20 protein-coding genes and 2 tRNA genes are annotated in these 18,996 nt (G+C 55.7%); 12 read left to right on the forward strand and 10 right to left on the reverse strand.

Annotation, left to right across the window (positions count from 1 at the left end):
• Window positions 1–9: 9 nt before the first annotated feature.
• Window positions 10–447: a histone gene (locus tag ACY9XZ_RS08030; protein ID WP_463456513.1), complete on the forward strand. Its 438-nt coding sequence runs from the start codon at window positions 10–12 to the stop codon at window positions 445–447.
• The gene (locus ACY9XZ_RS08035; RefSeq protein WP_463456514.1) at window positions 448–1,455 is read left to right on the forward strand and encodes a histone deacetylase family protein; all 1,008 of its coding nucleotides are present in this window, start codon (window positions 448–450) and stop codon (window positions 1,453–1,455) included.
• Here the strand turns inward: ACY9XZ_RS08035 and cca are convergent.
• Window positions 1,434–2,864, reverse strand: coding sequence for a CCA tRNA nucleotidyltransferase (cca, locus tag ACY9XZ_RS08040; RefSeq protein WP_463456515.1), 1,431 nt, complete (start codon window positions 2,862–2,864; stop codon window positions 1,434–1,436). The genes ACY9XZ_RS08035 and cca overlap by 22 nt on opposite strands.
• 95 nt (window positions 2,865–2,959) lie before the next feature.
• Between cca and ACY9XZ_RS08045 the strand changes: the two genes are divergently transcribed.
• The 6 genes from ACY9XZ_RS08045 to ACY9XZ_RS08070 all read left to right on the forward strand — a co-directional run bounded on the left by ACY9XZ_RS08045 (window position 2,960) and on the right by ACY9XZ_RS08070 (window position 7,798).
• Window positions 2,960–3,032: transfer RNA gene (locus ACY9XZ_RS08045), tRNA-Asn, on the forward strand.
• Window positions 3,033–3,195: 163 nt separating this feature from the next.
• Window positions 3,196–3,270, forward strand: a tRNA-Ile gene (locus ACY9XZ_RS08050).
• Between the two features lie 399 nt (window positions 3,271–3,669).
• A complete protein-coding gene (locus tag ACY9XZ_RS08055; RefSeq protein ID WP_463456516.1) occupies window positions 3,670–3,867 on the forward strand; it encodes a helix-turn-helix transcriptional regulator in 198 nt (65 codons plus the stop codon).
• Window positions 3,864–4,007 (forward strand): hypothetical protein, encoded by a 144-nt coding sequence (locus ACY9XZ_RS08060; RefSeq protein ID WP_463456517.1) that lies wholly within the window; start codon window positions 3,864–3,866, stop codon window positions 4,005–4,007. The genes ACY9XZ_RS08055 and ACY9XZ_RS08060 overlap by 4 nt, the downstream gene beginning before the upstream one ends.
• A gap of 2 nt (window positions 4,008–4,009) precedes the next feature.
• Window positions 4,010–5,773, forward strand: a complete 1,764-nt coding sequence (locus ACY9XZ_RS08065) for a DUF7845 domain-containing protein (protein WP_463456518.1) — start codon at window positions 4,010–4,012, stop codon at window positions 5,771–5,773.
• A 492-nt stretch (window positions 5,774–6,265) separates the two neighbouring features.
• Window positions 6,266–7,798, forward strand: a complete 1,533-nt coding sequence (locus ACY9XZ_RS08070; protein ID WP_463456519.1) for a hypothetical protein — start codon at window positions 6,266–6,268, stop codon at window positions 7,796–7,798.
• A 66-nt stretch (window positions 7,799–7,864) separates the two neighbouring features.
• Here the strand turns inward: ACY9XZ_RS08070 and ACY9XZ_RS08075 are convergent, their stop codons facing one another.
• The 8 genes from ACY9XZ_RS08075 to ACY9XZ_RS08110 all read right to left on the reverse strand — a co-directional run bounded on the left by ACY9XZ_RS08075 (window position 7,865) and on the right by ACY9XZ_RS08110 (window position 13,944).
• Window positions 7,865–8,245 carry a hypothetical protein gene (locus ACY9XZ_RS08075; protein WP_463456520.1) on the reverse strand — a complete coding sequence of 127 codons (381 nt, stop codon included), beginning with the start codon at window positions 8,243–8,245 and terminating at the stop codon, window positions 7,865–7,867.
• Window positions 8,246–8,405: 160 nt separating this feature from the next.
• A complete protein-coding gene (locus ACY9XZ_RS08080) occupies window positions 8,406–9,578 on the reverse strand; it encodes a hypothetical protein (protein ID WP_463456521.1) in 1,173 nt (390 codons plus the stop codon).
• Window positions 9,571–10,365, reverse strand: a complete 795-nt coding sequence (locus ACY9XZ_RS08085; RefSeq protein ID WP_463456522.1) for a hypothetical protein — start codon at window positions 10,363–10,365, stop codon at window positions 9,571–9,573. Before ACY9XZ_RS08085 ends, ACY9XZ_RS08080 begins: the two co-directional genes overlap by 8 nt.
• Window positions 10,362–10,937 carry a hypothetical protein gene (locus ACY9XZ_RS08090; RefSeq protein ID WP_463456523.1) on the reverse strand — a complete coding sequence of 192 codons (576 nt, stop codon included), beginning with the start codon at window positions 10,935–10,937 and terminating at the stop codon, window positions 10,362–10,364. The genes ACY9XZ_RS08085 and ACY9XZ_RS08090 overlap by 4 nt, the downstream gene beginning before the upstream one ends.
• A gap of 7 nt (window positions 10,938–10,944) precedes the next feature.
• Window positions 10,945–12,759 (reverse strand): hypothetical protein, encoded by a 1,815-nt coding sequence (locus ACY9XZ_RS08095; RefSeq protein WP_463456524.1) that lies wholly within the window; start codon window positions 12,757–12,759, stop codon window positions 10,945–10,947.
• A complete protein-coding gene (locus ACY9XZ_RS08100; protein WP_463456525.1) occupies window positions 12,756–12,983 on the reverse strand; it encodes a hypothetical protein in 228 nt (75 codons plus the stop codon). The genes ACY9XZ_RS08095 and ACY9XZ_RS08100 overlap by 4 nt, the downstream gene beginning before the upstream one ends.
• Window positions 12,984–12,986: 3 nt before the next feature.
• Window positions 12,987–13,418, reverse strand: coding sequence for a hypothetical protein (locus tag ACY9XZ_RS08105; protein ID WP_463456835.1), 432 nt, complete (start codon window positions 13,416–13,418; stop codon window positions 12,987–12,989).
• Between the two features lie 280 nt (window positions 13,419–13,698).
• Window positions 13,699–13,944 (reverse strand): hypothetical protein, encoded by a 246-nt coding sequence (locus ACY9XZ_RS08110; RefSeq protein ID WP_463456526.1) that lies wholly within the window; start codon window positions 13,942–13,944, stop codon window positions 13,699–13,701.
• 200 nt (window positions 13,945–14,144) lie between these two features.
• Between ACY9XZ_RS08110 and ACY9XZ_RS08115 the strand changes: the two genes are divergently transcribed.
• From ACY9XZ_RS08115 to ACY9XZ_RS08125, 3 genes are all read left to right on the forward strand, one after another.
• On the forward strand, window positions 14,145–14,672 hold the full coding sequence (locus ACY9XZ_RS08115; RefSeq protein ID WP_463456527.1) for a hypothetical protein: 528 nt from the start codon (window positions 14,145–14,147) through the stop codon (window positions 14,670–14,672).
• Between the two features lie 29 nt (window positions 14,673–14,701).
• Entirely contained in the window at window positions 14,702–14,956 is a 255-nt protein-coding gene (locus ACY9XZ_RS08120; RefSeq protein WP_463456528.1) for a DUF7692 domain-containing protein, read from the forward strand.
• A gap of 235 nt (window positions 14,957–15,191) precedes the next feature.
• Window positions 15,192–16,433 carry a hypothetical protein gene (locus ACY9XZ_RS08125; protein ID WP_463456529.1) on the forward strand — a complete coding sequence of 414 codons (1,242 nt, stop codon included), beginning with the start codon at window positions 15,192–15,194 and terminating at the stop codon, window positions 16,431–16,433.
• 664 nt (window positions 16,434–17,097) lie between these two features.
• Here ACY9XZ_RS08125 and ACY9XZ_RS08130 read toward each other — a convergent pair.
• The gene (locus ACY9XZ_RS08130; RefSeq protein ID WP_463456530.1) at window positions 17,098–17,424 is read right to left on the reverse strand and encodes a MarR family transcriptional regulator; all 327 of its coding nucleotides are present in this window, start codon (window positions 17,422–17,424) and stop codon (window positions 17,098–17,100) included.
• Window positions 17,425–17,884: 460 nt separating this feature from the next.
• Between ACY9XZ_RS08130 and ACY9XZ_RS08135 the strand changes: the two genes are divergently transcribed.
• The gene (locus ACY9XZ_RS08135) at window positions 17,885–18,877 is read left to right on the forward strand and encodes a tyrosine-type recombinase/integrase (protein ID WP_463456836.1); all 993 of its coding nucleotides are present in this window, start codon (window positions 17,885–17,887) and stop codon (window positions 18,875–18,877) included.
• The last annotated feature ends 119 nt before the right edge of the window (window positions 18,878–18,996 follow it).

The following is an 18,996-nucleotide window of genomic DNA, read 5'->3' on the forward strand; positions in this document are numbered from 1 at the left end:
GGTTTGGGTATGAGTGTCGAGCTACCGTTCGCACCGGTGGATGCTGTCATTCGGCGGAACGCGGACGGACTCCGGGTGAGTGCCGACGCTGCGGAGGAACTGGCTCGTCGAATACAGGACCACGGCGCCTCGCTGGCCGTCACGGCAGCCACGGAGGCCACCACGGACGGGCGGAAGACGCTGATGCCGGCCGACTTCGGCATCGAGCAGGTCCCGGAGAAGGACGGGCTCGAACTCCCTGTCGCACCGGTCGACCGTATCGCACGGCTCGACATCGACGACGACTACCGCGTCGCAATGGATGCCCGCGTCGCTCTCGCATCTATCCTCGAAACGTACGCCGACGATACGGCCGCCGCCGCCGCCACGTTGGCGCGTCACGCTGACCGCCGGACGATCAAGGCAGCTGACGTGGAAACGTACTTCGAACTCGCACAGTACTATTGAATGAACTTCGGCTACCGCGAGGTCTGTCTGGACCACGACACCGGGCCGCGACATCCGGAGAGTCCCGACAGACTTCGAGCGATACGGCGAGCGCTCAAAGAGCACCATAGCGTCGAGTACGTCGCCGCTGACGACGCCGACATCGACCTCGTGCACGAGGTCCACGACACCGACTACATCGCGGAGTTCCGCGAGTTCTGTGACGACGGCGGCGGGAACTGGGACGCTGACACCGTCGCAGTTGCGGAGACGTGGGACGCCGCCTTCGCCTCGGCCGGCCTCGCTGTCTGGGCGGCGGAAGCCGCGCTTGACGGCAACTCCGGCCGAGATACGCCGTTCTCACTCGGCCGTCCGCCCGGCCATCACGCCGTGGGCGACGATGCCATGGGCTTTTGTTTCATCAACAACGCAGCCGTCGCCGCACAGGCGGCCCTCGAGGCCGACGCCGAGCGCGTCGCCGTCTTCGACTGGGACGTCCATCACGGGAACGGCACACAGGACATCTTCTATGACCGCTCAGATGTGTTCTACGCCTCGATACACGAGGACGGGCTCTACCCCGGAACGGGCGACATCTCGGAGACCGGCACGGGTGACGCCGACGGTACGAACCTCAACGTCAAGTACAAACCCGGTGCCGACACCGCCGACTACCTCGCCGCCATCGACGAGTGCATCGCGCCGGCGATCAAGGACTACGACCCCGACCTGCTGCTCATCAGCGCCGGCTTCGACGCGCACGAACACGACCCTATCTCGCGGATGCGCGTCTCGACGGAAGGGTACGGTGCGATGACTGACCGTATGCGCTCGCTCACAGACGCCTGTGACGCCGCGCTGGGGATCATTCTCGAAGGCGGCTACGGACTGGACACGCTCGCTGATTCGATCACGACCGTCCACGAGGTGTTCGACGGCTACCAGCCCATGGAACCCGATGACGACGTCAGCGACGACGCCCGCGAGGTCCTCGATGAACTCGCCGCTCAGGGCTTCGGATCGAAGTAGTCGGCCAGATCGATGCCGAAGCCGTCAGCAAGCGCCGCAAGCTCTGTTCCGACCAGTACCTCGTAGCCGTCGTTCAGTGCCGACTCGATTCGCGGCCCGAGTCCCACGTCGAAGACAGCGTCACTCGACAGGAACCCAGTAGCCGTGGTGACCGCCCGCGGTCGCTCAACCACGTACCGGTCGCCGTCGATGAAGGGACCGGCCACCTCGGGGTCGTCGTCGTACTTCTCGAAGAACCCGCTCGCGTGTTCGCGGACGTGGACTGGCGGCCCCTCGTGGCGCTCGACGGCCGGCCGCTCGGCGACGGCAAATTCGAGCAGCAGGACGGCGTCCCGCTGTGCTGGCGGGTCACCGTCGCCGCTGGCCGTCACGCCTTCGACAGCACGGCTCTCGTCGTCGCCGCTGCCGTCCTCGACGAACGCGGCCGACCGCAGTACTTCGAACCCCCGTCGGTCGAACTCGCTGCAGAGTCCATCGAGGGACTTCCGAAGTTGCGGCCAGAGCTGGTCGTCGACCACGTCCGGAGCGGCGAAGCGGAGCGCCACCGGCGTCGTTTCCCGCCGTGACACTGCGGCTTCGATATCCTCCGCTGTGAACGGGTCCGGCTCGCGCTCGGTGAACAGCGACGCCCGGGGTTCGGCGAGCAGGTCCCGGGCGTAGTGCTGGAGCGTGGCGACGTTCGTGGCGGACAGCACCGCCGCGACGTTGCGCTCCGGATCGGTTGGGTCGATGACGACCAGCGGGTCGTCGAACGTCTCGGTCCCGTGGTCCTCAGGGTCCAGCCGAACCGGCGGGTGCCAGTCCGCTACTGTCTCGACGAATGCCCGGAACCCACCGTACTCGAGCACCAACAGTTCCGTCAAGTAGCCCGAGAACCCCTGTGTCCGGAGGTCGCTCCCGTAGACGCCGATGCCTTTCAGGAACTGCTTCGCCACTCGAACCTCGCCGGCGCTATCGTCGTCCAGTCGCGCCTGCAGATATCTGGTGTGAAACGGCGTCCGGTCGACCGCGGACTGGATTTCCGTGGCGTTCTCGACCGCATAACAGGGCACCAGATCCACGGCGTACCCCTCGCGCTCGCCGACGACGTAGGGGTGCTCGGCGTATTCTTCACGTCCATCGGGCAAGACTTCGTGCCCGACTGTCAGCCCGTACTTCTCTAACTGGTCGCGGTCGAGTGACGGTGAAAAACAGACGAACACGTCCACGTCCCGGTCGCCGGCTGTCCACGTTCCACGGGCCGTCGACCCGACCTGAACGACCTCCGCATCGACCGGCAGGTCGGCGACGGCCGCCTCGGCGTCGGCCATCACCGCGTCGGCGACCCGCTGTAACTGCGCTCGCTCGTCGTCGGTCGGCGAGGCCCGCGCTCGCATCTCCTCGACGACGGCGTCGAACTCATCGCTCATACCGCCGCTTGCGCACAAGTGCGTGAAAGCGTGTCGATGCCGGCTTGAAACGAAAGCCCTAATTACCAACTCTGGCAATCAATAGATGCGTTCGCGCCGCCGTAGCTCAGTTGGTAGAGCACCTGGTTGTTACCCAGGTTGTCCCAGGTTCGAGCCCTGGCGGTGGCGTCGTTCTTTCACGCGTAAACCGATGAGCGCCGGGAGTCACGCACTGAACCATCGAGTACACAAGCGGTGGCTGGAATTTTCCGTACTAGCCCGCCAGCAGCTTCGAAACCGTCCCACTCCAACCCGACAGGCTAAAGATGCGGACTCATCAACACCACTCTGAGGGCCCTTAGCTTAGTCTGGTTAAAGCGATCGGCTCATAACCGATTGAGCGCTGGTTCAAATCCGGCAGGGCCCATCCAGTTTCTGCCCGAACCGTATCCCACACGAATCGGCAGCGATAGGTGTCCGAGCGGGCGGAGAGCGGCAGAATAGGGGTCCGGAGATACCCCCGCTAAATCCTGAGTTCAACAAGCATCTTGTTGGGAGTCGCCGCTGTCTGGCGATTTTGCGATCCGGAGGTGCGAGCGATGAGTAAGGCGTCAGCGCCCGCGAGGCTGCCTGAAACGGGCGTACGGAACCGTTCGCAGTACGCCGATACGCTACACCGCCCCGATCCGGACGCTGATGAGCCAAAACCCGCCTGTCCCGAAGCGGATTACCGAAGTGACGCGGACTTCACGGAGGTTCCCATTGCCGCGTATCGACCCCACTACAAACTCTGTGGGAACCCGGAGTGTTTCGGAGGTGACTGGCGGTGAGCCCTCAGTCGTCGCTGTTCGACTACGAACCGGACCTATCGCCACTGACTGACGCCGAACGAGAGGTGTACCAGGCTGTGGGCATGGGCCAGTATGGGCCGCGCGAGTATGCCCGCCAGACTGGCCGCTCGCCCGGCACTGTCGGCAACCTGCTCCGTCGAGCCCGCGAGAAAGTGGAGGTGACTTCGGCATGATGGGGTTCGTTCGCGCCTCGAAACTGTACGACGTAGAAGCGGGCGAACCCCTTCAGTTCGACTGGACAAATCGCCGACCCCTCACGGAGAGTCAGGCCGAAGTCGAGCAGGCCGTCGCGGAGATAGAGGACGGGAGGTAGGGATGTCGCGGTACCTCAAGTGCGCCCCTCATGAGGGCGACGTGCGCTTTACGATTGGCGTGCATCCTGATCCCGGTGTTCCGGACTACGGGCTGAAACCCTACTACGCGATGGATTCGCTCATCAAGGAGTGGGGTGATCGCTGGGAGACCGAAGGCAAACCCACGCGAGATATCGAACTCGCGGGCGAGACATGGGCCACCTGTTTCGACTACTCCGAGAGCGGGCTGGATGCCTGGGACAATCCGGAGTTCCAGATTCAGAACGTCCGTGAGTTCCAGTTCTACGTTGTCTCGAAGGACTCGCCGACCTACGAGGGAAAGCGGGCAGATCGGGACAAGCGCGTGAAGGGCGGAACGATCACCATCCGGCCACGGTGGCCGAATCTAACAGCCGATGGGGAACCTGTCTCGGTGCCCCAGTACGGCGAGCCCTACATCGACGTGCAGGTACAGGCGTCCAACATTCCCCACGAACGGTATCTGTCTCTCGTGAAGCGCGTGATGGATGACTACGGAATTGCCGCGCGATATTTCGACAACCCACACCCTGACAGCCACATCAACGATCTGGCCTACTACGTCCGGTTACACCGCGAAGACAGCGGGCCGCTGTACGCGCCGGATGGACCGATAGCGCGCTGTCACACACTCATTCAGGGCGACCGCTCGGGGTATCGCAAGCACGTCGAAGACAACACGAAACTGCCCGGCTACTACGTCACGGCCACGGTCGAAGACGAGAAAGCCGACCAGCTGGTCCGTGGGCATGGGCTGGGGAAGGAACTCAAACACTACTATCCGAACCACCCGGACAACTACGAACCGGACCAGGCCCCCTACCATCCGAAATTCGAAGTGTCCTACCAGACCAGCCGAACCGAGGGGACCGTTCGGTGGGACGACCTCGACGACGCTCGGCGTGAACTCGAAGAGACGATCTTGAACTGTCTGGACTGGTGTGGGCTGGCGACGAGTGCCGAGAGCAGTGTGTTCGTCGATTTTGACCCGTTCTGGAACATCCGGGATACGACGGAAGCCCGGAAGTTCGTCCAGTGTCCCCTGCCGAAGATCGAAGACGATCAGGAACACCGCGTGATGCAGCTCTGGGGAGAAATGACCACTGCCGACCGCGACGTGACGGAACTGCTACTCACCGACGGTGGGAAGGTCTCGCCACAGAAGGCGGCCGAGAAGACCGGCTACACGTACCGGACAATTCGGACGGTGATCGACCGGATGGAGGGGCTGATCGAGCACACCTACGGCGAGATGGAACTGTCCTCGAAGAAGGTCCAGCAGGAGCTACTGAAGCGAGTTCGCGCAGCGGGCGAGCGGTTCGAGCAGGAGATCGGGAGCGCCACGATGGAACTGGCCGACGCGGCCGAAGAACGCTCCCGGTCACGATGGGCGCGAATCCGCCGTGAGTATGCAATCACGGAAACCGACGCTGACGACTGCCGGAAACTGCTGAAGGTGGGCTACACGCCTGCCGACTTCGAGGAAGCACAGACCATCATGCGGGAAATCCAGACGGCGTACACCGAGTGCGTCGAGGAGAACACCTACGGTGTCCACGTCGTCGTGGAGACCGTAGAGACCGGCCGTGAGCGGTTCCGTGACCTCTCGAAAGTCTTCGAGACGGCATACCGCTCCGGCGATTACCTGCGAGAAACGCGGGCGGCCGAGAAGGCCCGCAAGGGATTCGACTTCGAGGCATGGCGGGCGGCCGGTTGCCCGCCAGCTGACAAGTGGCGCGGCGGGTAGCATGCCAACTGCATAGAGGCATCACTGTCCAACACACTGATTTTGCGGCAATACTGTGTTCTTTCCCCGAAAATCGCACGTCGCGCGGCTGGGTTCGTTCCCGCTGGTCACATCACCCAGCCGCGCGACCAGGGGAAACCCGGTGCGCAAGCTTCCGGGTTCCCCTTAGTCGTGTGGCTAAGGCCACTTCTCCAAAATACACCGCACTACGCAGAAAGCTCGCCACTTCGGGGTTTTGAGCTATATCAATTTGTTTCACTCTGAGACTTAACCTCAGTATGCACTGGCCCTAAAACAATGCCATTCTTTTAGTAAGGGCTGGCTACATATGCTTATAACACAAAAATTGGACGCGAGATGAGTTCCAATCAGTTCTAATTTATGCCATTTCAGAGATAAAAAGGAAAACAGGATAAACTGGTAGACCGAACGCCAGGCCCGGTATATATCTATTATAGAGAGATACAAGAAGAAAATCTGAAATCTCGGACCTTGACGGATAGCACTGAAGTTCAGAATTTCAGGGCTGTTATTGATGAATTTGATAGACAGACAGGATTACATCAAATCTCAGACCTAGATTTAGATGACAACCCGAAGATGCTGATTGAGGGCTTATTTGATTCATATCCTGACCGGGATGAGATGGCGGGCACGATGTTATTAAATAACTTCTGTAATAATATGGAAACTAGTGCTCGTCAATCAGGAAAGTATGCAGTTCTCGTAGTGATGGGTGATTCTATTTTCCTCTGTCACGCGGATTCTGCTGAAAAGACGATCACCAAGGACGCAAATGTCATAGAACGTCTTCTCGATACAGATAACGTAGATAAGTATGCGGAGTTCCGGTCTCCTGAGGATAATGATGAGATCCAGGTGAGGCATTACGAAAGCCAACCTACTAAGTCACTTTCTGGCTGGTTGGGGGTTCAAAAACATGAAATATCCTACGGAGATGCCGGAGATATAAAGATTCAGACGACAGTTGACGGGGCACCTTGTGCATTCCAATTTACCAAAGATGAATTCATTGAAAAATTTCAACAAGGTGAGGACTATGAAATTGTCGATGAGCTATTCTTGACACCCTCAGGAAACGAATATCCTATTGAGCAAATCAAATTTGGTAGGCGGATTTTCCAAGACCCTGATGAATTTCTACAAAGTTTCTATAGTATCTACTATGATGTTGAATCCTTCAGGGAGCATTATGCCAGCATTGCAAGCTCTATGGAAGTGTATCAATCAACAGTTTTTGATCAGAAAAATGAGATAACTGAGGGGAAGCAAGGTCCGAGGTTAAGACGCAAAGAACATGAGAACTTCGAGGTGGTGTTTGCTGATAAGCATATAAAGCTCTCCGCAAAGTGGAGGGTAGACTTGGTGAATTCTTTTGACGATAATTCAGAAGTATATCTCTTTCATGCCGGCCATCCTTTTTCTAAGGAGCCTGTTGAACTGGGGCCTTTCAAAATCCATAATGAAATTGACATCCCCCACCAATCCCATTTGAACAATCTTTACGCAATCACTCAAGAAGCGAGGACTGGTGATGTGTTGTCTAACGTCCTCTCTTACGTGATCTTCTCTGTAGCCTCTAATTGGACTGGCTCGCCAATCTGTCACTTTTTCCGACAAGTTGCGGAAAAATATGGGAATCGTCTCAGTGCAGATGGATTAGTCCTGAGAGATGAAGATGAAATTCTGGAATTCAAGGCAAGAGATTGGTTTGCAGTTGAGGACAACGAAGAGCTTGCCAGTCGGTTTACCAAAGAGATCCAGGGTAAAACGAGACTGGTGATTGGTGGTATAGATGAAGATGAACAGCAGATTCAACCACTCAACAAGGGTAGATGGAAGCCAGAACGGAATGAGCAAATACAGGAATCTGTTCGTGACATGAACGGAAATCACGACTCAATAACAATCCAACCAATGCCCCTAAGCAATGGGAAATGTCTTGTATTCGCTTTCACTGTCAGAGAAGGTGACGACAACGCTGGCCTCGAACTTCTTGGCTGACATCAGGGGACAAATGTTATAGTTGATCTGTGGCGGTAGATCATTTCCTATTTGTAATATCTATATTCACAATAAACGCTGAATACCTAATTTCGCCTGCTCCGCGTTGCGATGCTCACCTCCACCATGCCAGTCCAGTGTCGGTAATCGAGATGAATGTCGCATCTCCCATCCGAATATTTCCACACCTTGCCCACGAACCCGATAGACGCCGAACACGTACCATCCATTCGCCGCCCGTAGCTTCTCGTGATACTGGTCGTAGAGTTTGAACGTACCAGGCTGCCCATCTGCGTGCCGGTGCATAGCGGACTTAATTTCCACTGGCGTCCCATCGGGTCGCTTCGCGTCGTGCCAGCTGCACCGATCTAATTCGAGGTCGTACCGCTCGGCGGCTTTCCGCTCGACGAGCGTGCCGTAGTGATTGGCCTTGTGGCTTCGACTCATTCGCGCACCTCGCGTGCGTCATATATAGATACTCCTCCAGACTGTTCGCGGCCGTTGCCCATAGCTCGCGCGTGCTCGCACCGCGAGCGTACGCCATGGGCCAACAACAGGGCTACGCCGGGGGGTTGGTTGTTGTTGGGTTGCTCGAATCCTATCGCTGTCATGCGGTTAGCTCCGTCACCTCACCAATTACGTTTCGGTGCTTGCCGTCGTCCTGATACTCGTTCCAGCGCTGGCGGACCCATTCGGCGCTGTACGGCACGAAATCGGCAATCTCGTGGTTTGGTCTGTCCGGTTCAGATTCCTTGGCCGTGATGGCCGTGTAGATCGCAAGCTTCCGCGAGAGGTCTTCCGGGTCCACCTCGTCACCGTCATCCTCGCCGCTCGACCACGACCACGTAGTCGGTTCCTTGTCGTCATATCGCCAGTCCGTTTCGGGGATGCCCGATACTGAGAAGATCGGGTTGACGCCCTTCCGGTTTCGTACGTCTTCGTAGAACGTCGCTTCTTTCAGCCCCTCTTTGTGGACGCACACACCGAGTTCCCGAACCAGTGGATGCACGTCGCGGCCGTCGTGGCCGATGATGATGAGCGAACCGCCGTACTTCCGGATCTTGTAGGTGAGCGGTCCGAGCTTCGTTTTCGTTTCGTAGCCGTCCGACCCACTCCCGCCCGCGTTGCTGCTGGCCTCGTCGAAGATGAACAGTTTCGGGACCTGTTCGTTGTGCATCGGGTCACCGTCCTGTTTCAGCCACTCGTTCAGCTCGCCGTAGTTGGCGAGCCAGCCGTCACGACGGTCGCCGTCCGAGTCCGTCCACTCGTCAGTCTCTTCGAGCGTTCGGATGTTCGATGCGACCAAGGCGTCCGAGGGCTGTTGTTCCTTCCAGAGTTGTCCGAGTAGACAGGCGAAGTTCGACTTCCCTGTACCGGGTTCGGCCCACTCGTAGAACATTGGCGCGGGGCCAGTCATCTGCGCGCGAAGCTGGTCGATAGCCTTGATTCCGGAGATATCGGCCCGCTGGCCGGCGTCTCCGGTGAAGTGCTTGAGCGACTGCATATCGCCATTCGCCATGGCTTGCCGGGCTGTTTCGGTTCCTTCAATCCGAACGATATCCCGAACATGAGAGAGGTCTTTAGCCTGTCCCGGCATCTTTTCGGGCCGGTCACACTCCTGCGGGTCGTAGTGAGTTTCGAGGATCGAGAGGTAGCGGGATAGCTCCTCGTCGCGGACGATGCCCGCGTGTTGATGCACGTCGGATTCCCGCTGACCGTAGCCGTCCTGATACTCGCGGAACTGGGCAGGTGTGTAGAGGTCGTTACCGTCGTCAGTCATCGTTTAGTTGTGGGTCCTGCGGTTGCTCGCTGGCCGGTTCGTCCTGCCCATAGCCCATAGCGGCGTCTGCTGTGGGGTCGGGCGCGTCGGTGAGGTCGTGGATGGTCGGTGCGTCTTCGGGATTTTCGCCGTCTTCGATAAGATCGCCGAAGGTCTCCTTGGCTGCTGTCTTCTGGATCATCTGGCCGCGCTCGTTGGCTTCGGCGTCGGCAGTGACGAGCTTCTTTTGCAGCTCGACACTGCCACGACTCCACCGGCCACGGATTGCGGCGAGTTCTTCAGCACGGTCTATGAGCCAACCGTGAATATCCTGCATCTGCTTCTTGCTGGTCATCAGTTGGGTATCCTGACAGCCTTCCAGCCAGACGCCTTCGACACGGAGCTGGCCGATGTCTTCCAGGTACTCGTACTCGCGGACGGCCCACGCACTGCCGCCGTTGACAGGATAGGGGTCCGGGCCGTCGATTTCCTTCTCACGCCAGAGTTCCGGCGGGACGTAATACTTCTCGGTGGTGTCCTCGACGGCGTTGATATGATGGACTTCGACCCAGTTGCGGCGACGGAGCCAGCGGGCGATTTTCGCACCGACGAGATAGCAGGGAATTGCCAGCACGAGCCAGCCGACGGCAACAGCGGGAACCCACGTCGGCAGGGTCGGAAGTTGGGGCTGGTAGTAGGCGAAGAGCACGACCGCGCCGACAAACATCCCCGAGACGAGTAGCTTGTACTCGGCCAGCAGGTAGGTGAGTCGGTCGCGGTTGTCCGCGAAGGTCGGTGCGGGCATCATGCCACCTCCGGCCGGCCGTTCTCACTGCGAATGACGTTGTAGCCGGCGATAATCATCCAGACGAATGCGACAGCAGCGCCGGCCAGCCACGCCTGGAGCGACGACAGCGCGCGCAGGATGTCCAGGCCGTTTCCGGAGGGCTGCTGAACGATTTCGGCGTATAGCGGTGTTTTGCCGGTGGAAATAGCGACACCGACGTACCCGTCTTTTTCGGTCACCGGAATCTCGACAGTCGCGGTGTCATCAGATTTCAGTGCGACCGAGCGGACGGGAATCTTCCCGCCCTCTTGGAACCGGCCGGCGTCGGAGACGGTCACTGTTTGTACCGCGCTCGACCGGACGGTGATGCGGGCGATACCCTCGTTCGGTAGGTACTCGGAAGAAACGAGTTCGGTCTGCCCGTCGATGCGAGTTGTCTGTGATTCCGAGACGTTCGTCGAGTCTGAGCGTTGGGCTGTGGGCTGTGGGCTGGGAGTTTCGGCGGGTAGGTTCCCCGCGGACTGTGCGACGGCCGGGGCGCTGACGCAGCCGAGGCTGACCACGAGCAGCGCGACGAAGAATAGGGAACGCATGGGTGGATTAGTCCTGCAGGACGACGACGGCAAGCAGCGTGCCGATGACGGCCAGTGCCACGACGGGCGAGACGCTGCCGCCACCGAGTAGGCCACCGCCTGCAGACTGTTTCAAGGCCTTCTCACGGGCTTCTATCTGTGCGCGCTTGTACGCCAAGTCCTCGTACTGCTGTTTGAGTTCTGAGACGTTCGTGGTCTTGTACTGTGTTTTCTCTATCGTAACGTTCTGGACGTTCTTGCCGTCGGTTGTGGTGATATCGTCCACCGTGAAGTTCGATTTCAGTTCAACGATGCGGTCACTGGTAACGACGTACTGAGTGCCGCCAATCTGGTTCGGGTTGTACGTCGTGTTCGTCTCGAATTGACCGCTGGCGGGGTTCTCCTGGGAGAACAGCACGCCCTCGTACTGGGTGCCGGATTCGGTGGTAACGTTGAAGCTCCCGATCTGGTCGAAGTTCTCCGGGGAGTTCTGTCCCAGCAGGGTGAGCTGCGCGGCAGTCCAGCCCTGGAAGTCGTCGCCGGCCGACTGCTGGTTCGCCAGGACGTAGGGGTCAACGAGGTCGCTACTGTTGATTTCACCACTCCGGTAGGCGCTATAGGTGTTGTTTACCAGCGTGTCCATGTCGTTCTGAACCTGCTGGTTCTGTGTCTGGATGGTATTCCACCTCTGGCCGTATTCCCACCACGGAAGCACCGTCTGGGCCGAATAGGTCTGCGTCGGCGCGGGGGCTTCGACTCGCTCGACGTGGGAGCCGTAGCCGTTGTTATCCTTGACGGCGGTGGATGTTTCCGTCACACCGATGTACGGTGTCCATCCAGTCCCGTAGTCGGAGCCAGTATTGGCGTTCTTCGACTTGATTTCAAACCTCATTGTCGCGGAGGTGGCCGCTGTCCCGTTTACCAGCGTAACAGTCTCTTGGGCCCCATATTCGGACCCGGTGAGATACGCATTGTAGTCTGAGCCCGCATCATCAATAATCGGGTCTACAACATCTCTCTGGCTGATTCCAGATTCGTTTGCGGCCACCGAGCGCGAATACTCGGCTTGCGACATTGACAACTCCCACTGGGTGATGAGATTCGCCTGTTTGACGGCATAGTAGTCTGCTACTGCCTGTTTTGCCTGACTCTTGGCCGCCGCTTTGCTACTGCCGTTGTTCAGTGCCCGAATATACGCGTTCTTGCCGATGATTCGGGCCTGAGTCTGTGTGTCCTGCAAGTAGTTGTCGAGCGTCGTCTGATAGTTCTCTCCGCTCGCCTGCTGGTTCTGGAAGGATTGGTACAGGTCGATTTTGGTTTGCTTGGCGTCCGTTCCGGTCGTGTTGACAGTTGTGCTGCCCGGCAGCCCAGTCCGGTCCAACTGGACAATCTGGGGCATTACCGACTCACCAATGCGCTCGCTCATGTCGTAGGTAAAACCGGGGTCACCGCCGGTGTCCCCCAAGAATTTGCCGGAGCTTCCCGGTGTCCATGCAGCGCTGGGACCGCCCTTGCTGAAGCTGGGTTTGGCGTCAGCACCGGACACCTGCACGGTGAAGGTCTGGTAGGCCCCAGCGTTGCGAAAGTGAGCGGACGGTTCGGACCCGCTGACTGTCTTCTTCATGATGGTGGCGTTATCACCAGCGGGCGATTCTGAGGTGATTACCGAGATGGTCGTCTCGGTGGTGACGTTCGAGAGGTCGATAGCGACTTTGTGCGGGCCGGTTGTGAACTGCTGCGCGTACGTGTCAGTCTGCGCGCTGGCGAGTCCCGGCCCAAAGCCCACGGCGACCGTGGACACCAGGACGAGCGCGGCGAGCAGGACCGAGCCTGCGCGGGTCACTGCTGACGCCCCCCGTCAGTCTCCACCTGCTCGACGCTGGCGCGAACGTCCTGGTCGTCCGCTTCGCTGCTGCCCTGCTGTCGGACGTGGTGGCCGGCGATAGCGGCACCTGCGACGACCGCGGGCGTGACGACAGGAATCGGGTCCCCGACGATAGCCGCGGAGATCGTGGCCGCGGAGACGCCCATACAGCCCACAAGCCCATAGCTGAGTATTCGATCCATCGTTCACCCCAGGTAGCTGATGACGTAATAGCCGGCCGCTTCGATGCCAACGACGGTGAGGCCAATTGCGGCCGACCCAACTACGATATCCTGCGCGCCAAGGATGTTCAGCCCGGTGAACAGGACAATCACGAGTGTCCCGAGCGCAAGATATGTCTCGACGGTGGCCGACCCCTTGGCGATTTCAACGAGGTCGGTTTCCAGCTCGTAGTTTTTGGCACGACTCTCGTTCACCCGGTTGGTGGCGTAGGCCATTGCCAGGGCGGTGAGCGACAACAGAAACGCGAGGTCGATACTCGTGCCTTGGGCGGTGAACACGGCCGCGCCAAGGTCGTAACCGAGCATGCTGATCGAAGCGATACCGTTGGTGACGAACGCGCTGGCGGTGAAAATCACACCGGCCAGGGCGTCTTCGATGTCTATCTTTCCGAACATAGTAGGACTGGCCGCGAGTGCGGCCATATCTGCCGGTCTGGGGAGGTTCGGTAAAAGTGAGGAGGAAGAGAATTTTGAACTACATGTGCGTATTGGACTGTGATTTATTATTCATACGACACTATCGCCAGAACATGGTCTCAAACCGACTACGAGCAATTCTTACATTATTACAGCTGGTTGCCCTAACATTGCCCGCAATCCTCATAGCATTAGACTTGTATATGAGTAATGTATCTGGTATATTTGAATACCAAGAAAATCTGAAAAAAGACTCGTCTCAGGGAACATTCAAAGGAATAAATCCCGTATTGAAATTTGCACATATCTCCGTCGCAGCACTGGTAATGAGTGGATTTGTACTACTTATTGGAGTAATCTGGATTATCGGATTGAGTTTTTTCTTAGCAGTAGGTTCAATATTAATTCTGTTTTCTCTATCCTCATTCGGAATCATGATTTGGAAGATGTACCAGTATTCGAAATCTGACTGGGATTGGACTACTTGATAGTCTGCTCCAACCATGGGGTCGCAGCTCGGAGATCATCTTCGATACGATATGCACACGAGGCGAATCTAAACGTGTGCATATCTACAGAATAAACCAGTCGTTTTGAGATCATAGCACCACAGAACCACATTGAACTCTCAGTTTACCTGATATAGGGGGTTTTCACAACTCACTCAACACAAAATATGAGGCTCGTGTGTACGAGTGAATGTGTATGTCGGATAAATCTGAGGAAGATTCGGGGGTTGAACAGGATAATTTTGACATATGGGTTACAGAATATGAGCAAGCCGGTGAGGAAGGCCGATATCGAGATAGGATGATACATAACACATACTATTTGACGGTTATCGTCGGGGCGGCTTTTCTCTCTCAAATATTCCGATTATGGAGCGGTTCAGAGTATCTTCGATTATCTGTTCTAATGTCGATTGGAGGAGCAGTAGCACTATTTCTGGGTGGTGTTATTCTGGCGCACGAATCGAAACGACATTCAGCGTGGTCGCTTCGAACTGATATAGAAACAAGATTTCACCGTGAGGGGATTAACACCCTCAGAATTCAGAAGAGAGTGTTAGGACAGAGTTCGAAATTCAATCTTGAAACAGGCGAACTGGAAGAGGCTGATCGTTGGATAGATCGTGTGAAGTCTGCTCGGCTAATTGGGGAAATTATGCTCGTTGGCGGAGTAGTCGTTTGGATTTCCTTTGGAATTATTTCTCTTTTTAAGCTGTTTGCCTGACTTATTATCTCCAACATCAATTCAAAGGTATGCGAATCCGGGAAGACGGTAAGCACGCGCATCGTACGGATACCATTGAGCAAGCTGCCGAGTTCTGGGACTGCAACAAAACGAAGGCACTCATGCGCTCTGCTGAATTCTCCTGGCGAATCGACGAGCGAATCCGAGAAGTATTGGCCCGTGACGATTTGACGGTTCAGCAGAAACGAGAAATCGCCGAGACGTTACGTGTTCCTGGTACGTATGAAATCAAAATTGAGGAGACTGTTGTAGTTGATATGTGAAAGTCGTTAGCTGATTTCCAAGCTTTCCCTTGGAAATAACTCAATAAGGGAACTCAAGCCTTGATCGATTCACTAACTTGCTCGCCACCTGTCAGGAAAACCGTGTGAAATATAGAGGACTTAGTCTACATGGAGGGCTATTGTCTCCTCCAAATAAATTGTGAGTAAGTGAATAAAACCTGTCTGCAGATGCAGCCATACAACTTTATTCTATAACAAAACGAATCAAATTGATATGCCACTCTGGGGCCCACTATCGGAAGAAAATATTCAGCAAGACTACAGTGCAGTTCTGAATATAATCGGTAAACAGGAATTCAACAAAGAGGAAGTCATATCGACAGAGTTGGGGGATTACTACGAGTCGAGCCGGCTAATTATAAACGAAGGAAAGGAAGTAGAAGATCTGAGCAGCGCCGAGGTTAGTCAGGCAATCCGATTTTTTGAACTCGGATATCATGTGCGCAATCTATCCAGCGCCGAAATAATTGATTTTGAGGGGGATAGTGTTAAAAAATCAATCAAGGACTTATATAAGTCAGATCTGATTGACAAACCGCTTGATTTTATCCACGAACTGCGAACCGCATCTGCCTATGTTGATGACGGTCACAATATTTCTTTAATAGACGAAAATTCGTCCAATCAGAAAGTTCCAGAGTTTAGGGTCACGGACACTGAGCCAGTTATGGATGTGGAATGTAAACGCCCGAGTCCTAAAGTAGCCAACAAGAAGTCCGTTAATTTACCGAGCAAATTGGCGGGTATAATACAGGATGTGAGCGAAAAGTTCGAAAATGATCGACAAAATATTATACATATTGAGGTCCCTCAGCAAATTCGCCTAACCCCGAATCAAAACGAACAATTAAAAAACGAAGTAGCTGGCGAGATTGTTCAAAGAAACGATGTTATCAACGGAGTTTTCCTTCAACAAATTGGTCAAAGAGAAGAAGATGGCAATCCGGGGGCAATTGTCGGAGTCAACGGGCCCAGAGGTGATACTACTATATTGGATTACTCTAGTGATTTCATACCTCATTACTTCGACCAACCTGACGACTTCAAAATATTAGGTTTTGATGCTCAAAACGCGGTAGGCGCACATCAAGTGCTTGACGATGCCATCGGAGTCGGTTCAGGGCCCGAATACGTTGAGCGTGCAATCAGTGTAAACGGTAATTTTACACTTCAATGCTTGATTGATCCTTCCGTCTTTTTCCAAGACCAACAAGCGCTATTTTTCTCAGAGTCGGGAAAGCGTATATTAACATTCGGCGGAAAAGGATCTATAGGAAAAATAAAATTATGGGATGTTAATCGAGGATATCATCGGATAAATCTCCCAAGTGAATTAAATAAACTTGACAACTGCCAACTAATATTACGGCTTGAGGCTGAAGATCTATTTGTTAGTGTCACTCCATTGCACCCAGACTCTGGAATAAAAAACATCGAACGGTCCAGCAAAACCTAGATCGGGAATCTTAGCATTTGTATACTGTATTAAACGATTCGACGGCATCAAATCCATTTTGGGTTTCGTGTGAGAAACGCGTTCTGTATTCAGCAGATTACTCTCCTCACGTCTTGTATTTGAAAGAACTTGTTACAGTGTATCATGAGATACTTCAGACCCTCTACTTGACAATTATACAATTATCAAAACCTGGTAGTTTCATCGACTGTTGGCTATGTTTTACTTTTGGGGTGTGAATAATATACGTTGAAAACTATTATTTTACACGCCACAGCGTGACTACTCATCCTTATCACCTAATTTTCTCTCTGACCGTTAGTGGCCTTGGTAATAGACTTAATTACAGGACCGTTCCCTCACAAAACTTTCTTAGCTGATGGTCGTGGCTGATCACTCGCATCTAACCGTCCTTCCAGATACCGCAGTCCGTACCCCGTGATATCGTAGTTCTGGAACTGACGGGTTAGCGGTTCGATCATCTGTGCGTACGTAAGCATCCGACAGCGCTCACGCACACGGCCCACAGAGGCTTGGAGCGATACCTTCTGTGCAATATAGCTTGGCGATGACCAGCCTTCAGCCTTCAGTATTTCGAGTATCCGTTCATCTAACGGGACCATCCATTTGGCGGGCTTGCGTGACATGATTCAGGGCAACGTCTTCAGCTATTGACTCCGGGACCGTCAGCTGCATCTGCTCCATCTTCCTCGTTAGAAGATCCGCCGCCGTTGATGTACCGCTCTTTTTCGGCGTCGTATTCCTCTTCAAGATATGCGTCACCCTCGTCAGTGAGAATATAAACACCGTTTCCGAGGGAACGGAGGAGTTCATGGTCGGCAAGCTTCTGGAGACGTCGGGAGACGGTAGACTGGGCTATGTGAATTTCATCCCGCTCTGCGAGCTCAGTTGATGTGCCTGACTCTTCTTCGTGGATGATTTCCAGTATCCGATCATCCCAGATAGTCATCCAGGAGCCCGATTGACGCATTCAATTCCAACATCGGTATAGAGTATCTTATGTCTCACTGATAACCCAATTTTACTTATTATATTAAAATTATAGTTGGCAATGCATTTATGCATTACTGGCCAGTTTGTCGATATGCGAAGCTCCCAACTCGGTTGAAGATGACTCTCCTTGGTTCGTGAAGAACGGGCGGTCTGGTACACCGCCCGAAAAGGTGGCTTCGCACTCTGTGCAATATGAGCGAATCCACCATTACGGGGCTACAGCCCCGCACGAACACCGAAGCATCGCAATCGAATAGTTCTGACGACGGCAGTTGCGCCACCTGTCGAGCTGACGCTGACGGGATCGATGCACGAACCCGCGAGCCGACTTGTTCAAACTGCGCAACCCGGAGCTATGATATTGGGGGATTGGGGCGCGGGGGTGGGAAAGCGTGAGTGATGACCTCCAACCGCTGGAACCCGGCAGGGCCGTCAACATGTATCTCAAAGCCCGACAGGACGAACTCACCGAATCCACGATCCAGTCACAAGAGTATCGTCTGGAAGCCTTCGAGCAGTTCTGCCGCGAAGAGGGGATTGAGAATCTGAACGATCTGTCGGGGCGGGACCTGTACGCCTATCGGGTCTGGCGTCGAGAGGGGAACGGGAAGGGCCGCGAGGGAATCGAGCCCATAACTCTACGGGGCCAGCTGGCGACAGTTCGTTCGTTCCTTCGATTCGCTGCTGAGGTGGATGCAGTTCCCGAAGACCTTCGGACGAAAGTCCCGCTCCCGACAATCAACAGCGCTGGCGAGGTGAGTGCGTCTACGCTCGACCCCGAGCGCGCCGATGTGATTCTCGACTACCTCCAGATGTACAAGTACGCATCACGGGTCCATGTCATCGTCCTGCTGTTGTGGCATACCGGGGCCCGCATGGGTGCGATTCGTGGCCTGGATATCGATGACTGTGAACTCGAACAGGACAATCCAGGTGTCGAATTTGTCCATCGCCCACAGTCCGACACGCCGCTAAAGAACGGCGAGAAGGGCCAGCGCTGGAACGCAATCAGTGAGCATGTTGCCACTGTGGTGCAGGACTACATTGACGGTCCCCGTGAACCGGTTTTCGACGAACACGGGCGTCGGCCGCTCATTACGACTTCGCAGGGTCGTGCCTCTACATCGACGTTCCGGACGACGATGTACAGGGTAACCCGCCCATGTTGGCGCGGAGCCGAATGCCCGCACGACCGCGACCCGGAGGAATGCGAAGCTACGGAGACCGTGAAGGCTTCAACGTGCCCATCCGCCCGGTCACCGCACGATGTTCGGAGTGGCAGGGTGACAGCGTATCGGCGTGAGGATGTCCCGCGCCGTGTGGTGTCAGACCGGTTGAACGCGAGCGACCAGATTCTCGACAAGCATTACGACCGCCGTGGCGAGCGAGAGAAGTCCGAACAGCGCCGTGATTATCTCCCTGAGGTGTAACAATGACTAACCGACTTACTTTCAGCAACCGCATGACGGAACCGCGAAACCGGCAGGGCCCATGGCGGCTCATCGACAGATAGCAGGGTTGTGGGCTAGCATATTTAGGCGATTCAGGG

Source organism: Haloarcula sp. HT12 (assembly GCF_055271655.1).

Coding starts and splice junctions, on each gene's coding strand:
- ACY9XZ_RS08075 (WP_463456520.1), bottom strand. CDS start 8,245: ATGAGTCGAAGCCACAAGGCCAATCACTACGGCACGCTCGTCGAGCGG.
- ACY9XZ_RS08105 (WP_463456835.1), bottom strand. CDS start 13,418: ATGTTCGGAAAGATAGACATCGAAGACGCCCTGGCCGGTGTGATTTTC.
- ACY9XZ_RS08125 (WP_463456529.1), top strand. CDS start 15,192: ATGCCACTCTGGGGCCCACTATCGGAAGAAAATATTCAGCAAGACTAC.
- ACY9XZ_RS08120 (WP_463456528.1), top strand. CDS start 14,702: ATGCGAATCCGGGAAGACGGTAAGCACGCGCATCGTACGGATACCATT.
- ACY9XZ_RS08090 (WP_463456523.1), bottom strand. CDS start 10,937: ATGCGTTCCCTATTCTTCGTCGCGCTGCTCGTGGTCAGCCTCGGCTGC.
- ACY9XZ_RS08100 (WP_463456525.1), bottom strand. CDS start 12,983: ATGGATCGAATACTCAGCTATGGGCTTGTGGGCTGTATGGGCGTCTCC.
- ACY9XZ_RS08110 (WP_463456526.1), bottom strand. CDS start 13,944: ATGGTTGGAGCAGACTATCAAGTAGTCCAATCCCAGTCAGATTTCGAA.
- ACY9XZ_RS08065 (WP_463456518.1), top strand. CDS start 4,010: ATGTCGCGGTACCTCAAGTGCGCCCCTCATGAGGGCGACGTGCGCTTT.
- ACY9XZ_RS08085 (WP_463456522.1), bottom strand. CDS start 10,365: ATGATGCCCGCACCGACCTTCGCGGACAACCGCGACCGACTCACCTAC.
- ACY9XZ_RS08060 (WP_463456517.1), top strand. CDS start 3,864: ATGATGGGGTTCGTTCGCGCCTCGAAACTGTACGACGTAGAAGCGGGC.
- cca (WP_463456515.1), bottom strand. CDS start 2,864: ATGAGCGATGAGTTCGACGCCGTCGTCGAGGAGATGCGAGCGCGGGCC.
- ACY9XZ_RS08130 (WP_463456530.1), bottom strand. CDS start 17,424: ATGCGTCAATCGGGCTCCTGGATGACTATCTGGGATGATCGGATACTG.
- ACY9XZ_RS08035 (WP_463456514.1), top strand. CDS start 448: ATGAACTTCGGCTACCGCGAGGTCTGTCTGGACCACGACACCGGGCCG.
- ACY9XZ_RS08115 (WP_463456527.1), top strand. CDS start 14,145: ATGTCGGATAAATCTGAGGAAGATTCGGGGGTTGAACAGGATAATTTT.
- ACY9XZ_RS08135 (WP_463456836.1), top strand. CDS start 17,885: ATGTATCTCAAAGCCCGACAGGACGAACTCACCGAATCCACGATCCAG.
- ACY9XZ_RS08080 (WP_463456521.1), bottom strand. CDS start 9,578: ATGACTGACGACGGTAACGACCTCTACACACCTGCCCAGTTCCGCGAG.
- ACY9XZ_RS08030 (WP_463456513.1), top strand. CDS start 10: ATGAGTGTCGAGCTACCGTTCGCACCGGTGGATGCTGTCATTCGGCGG.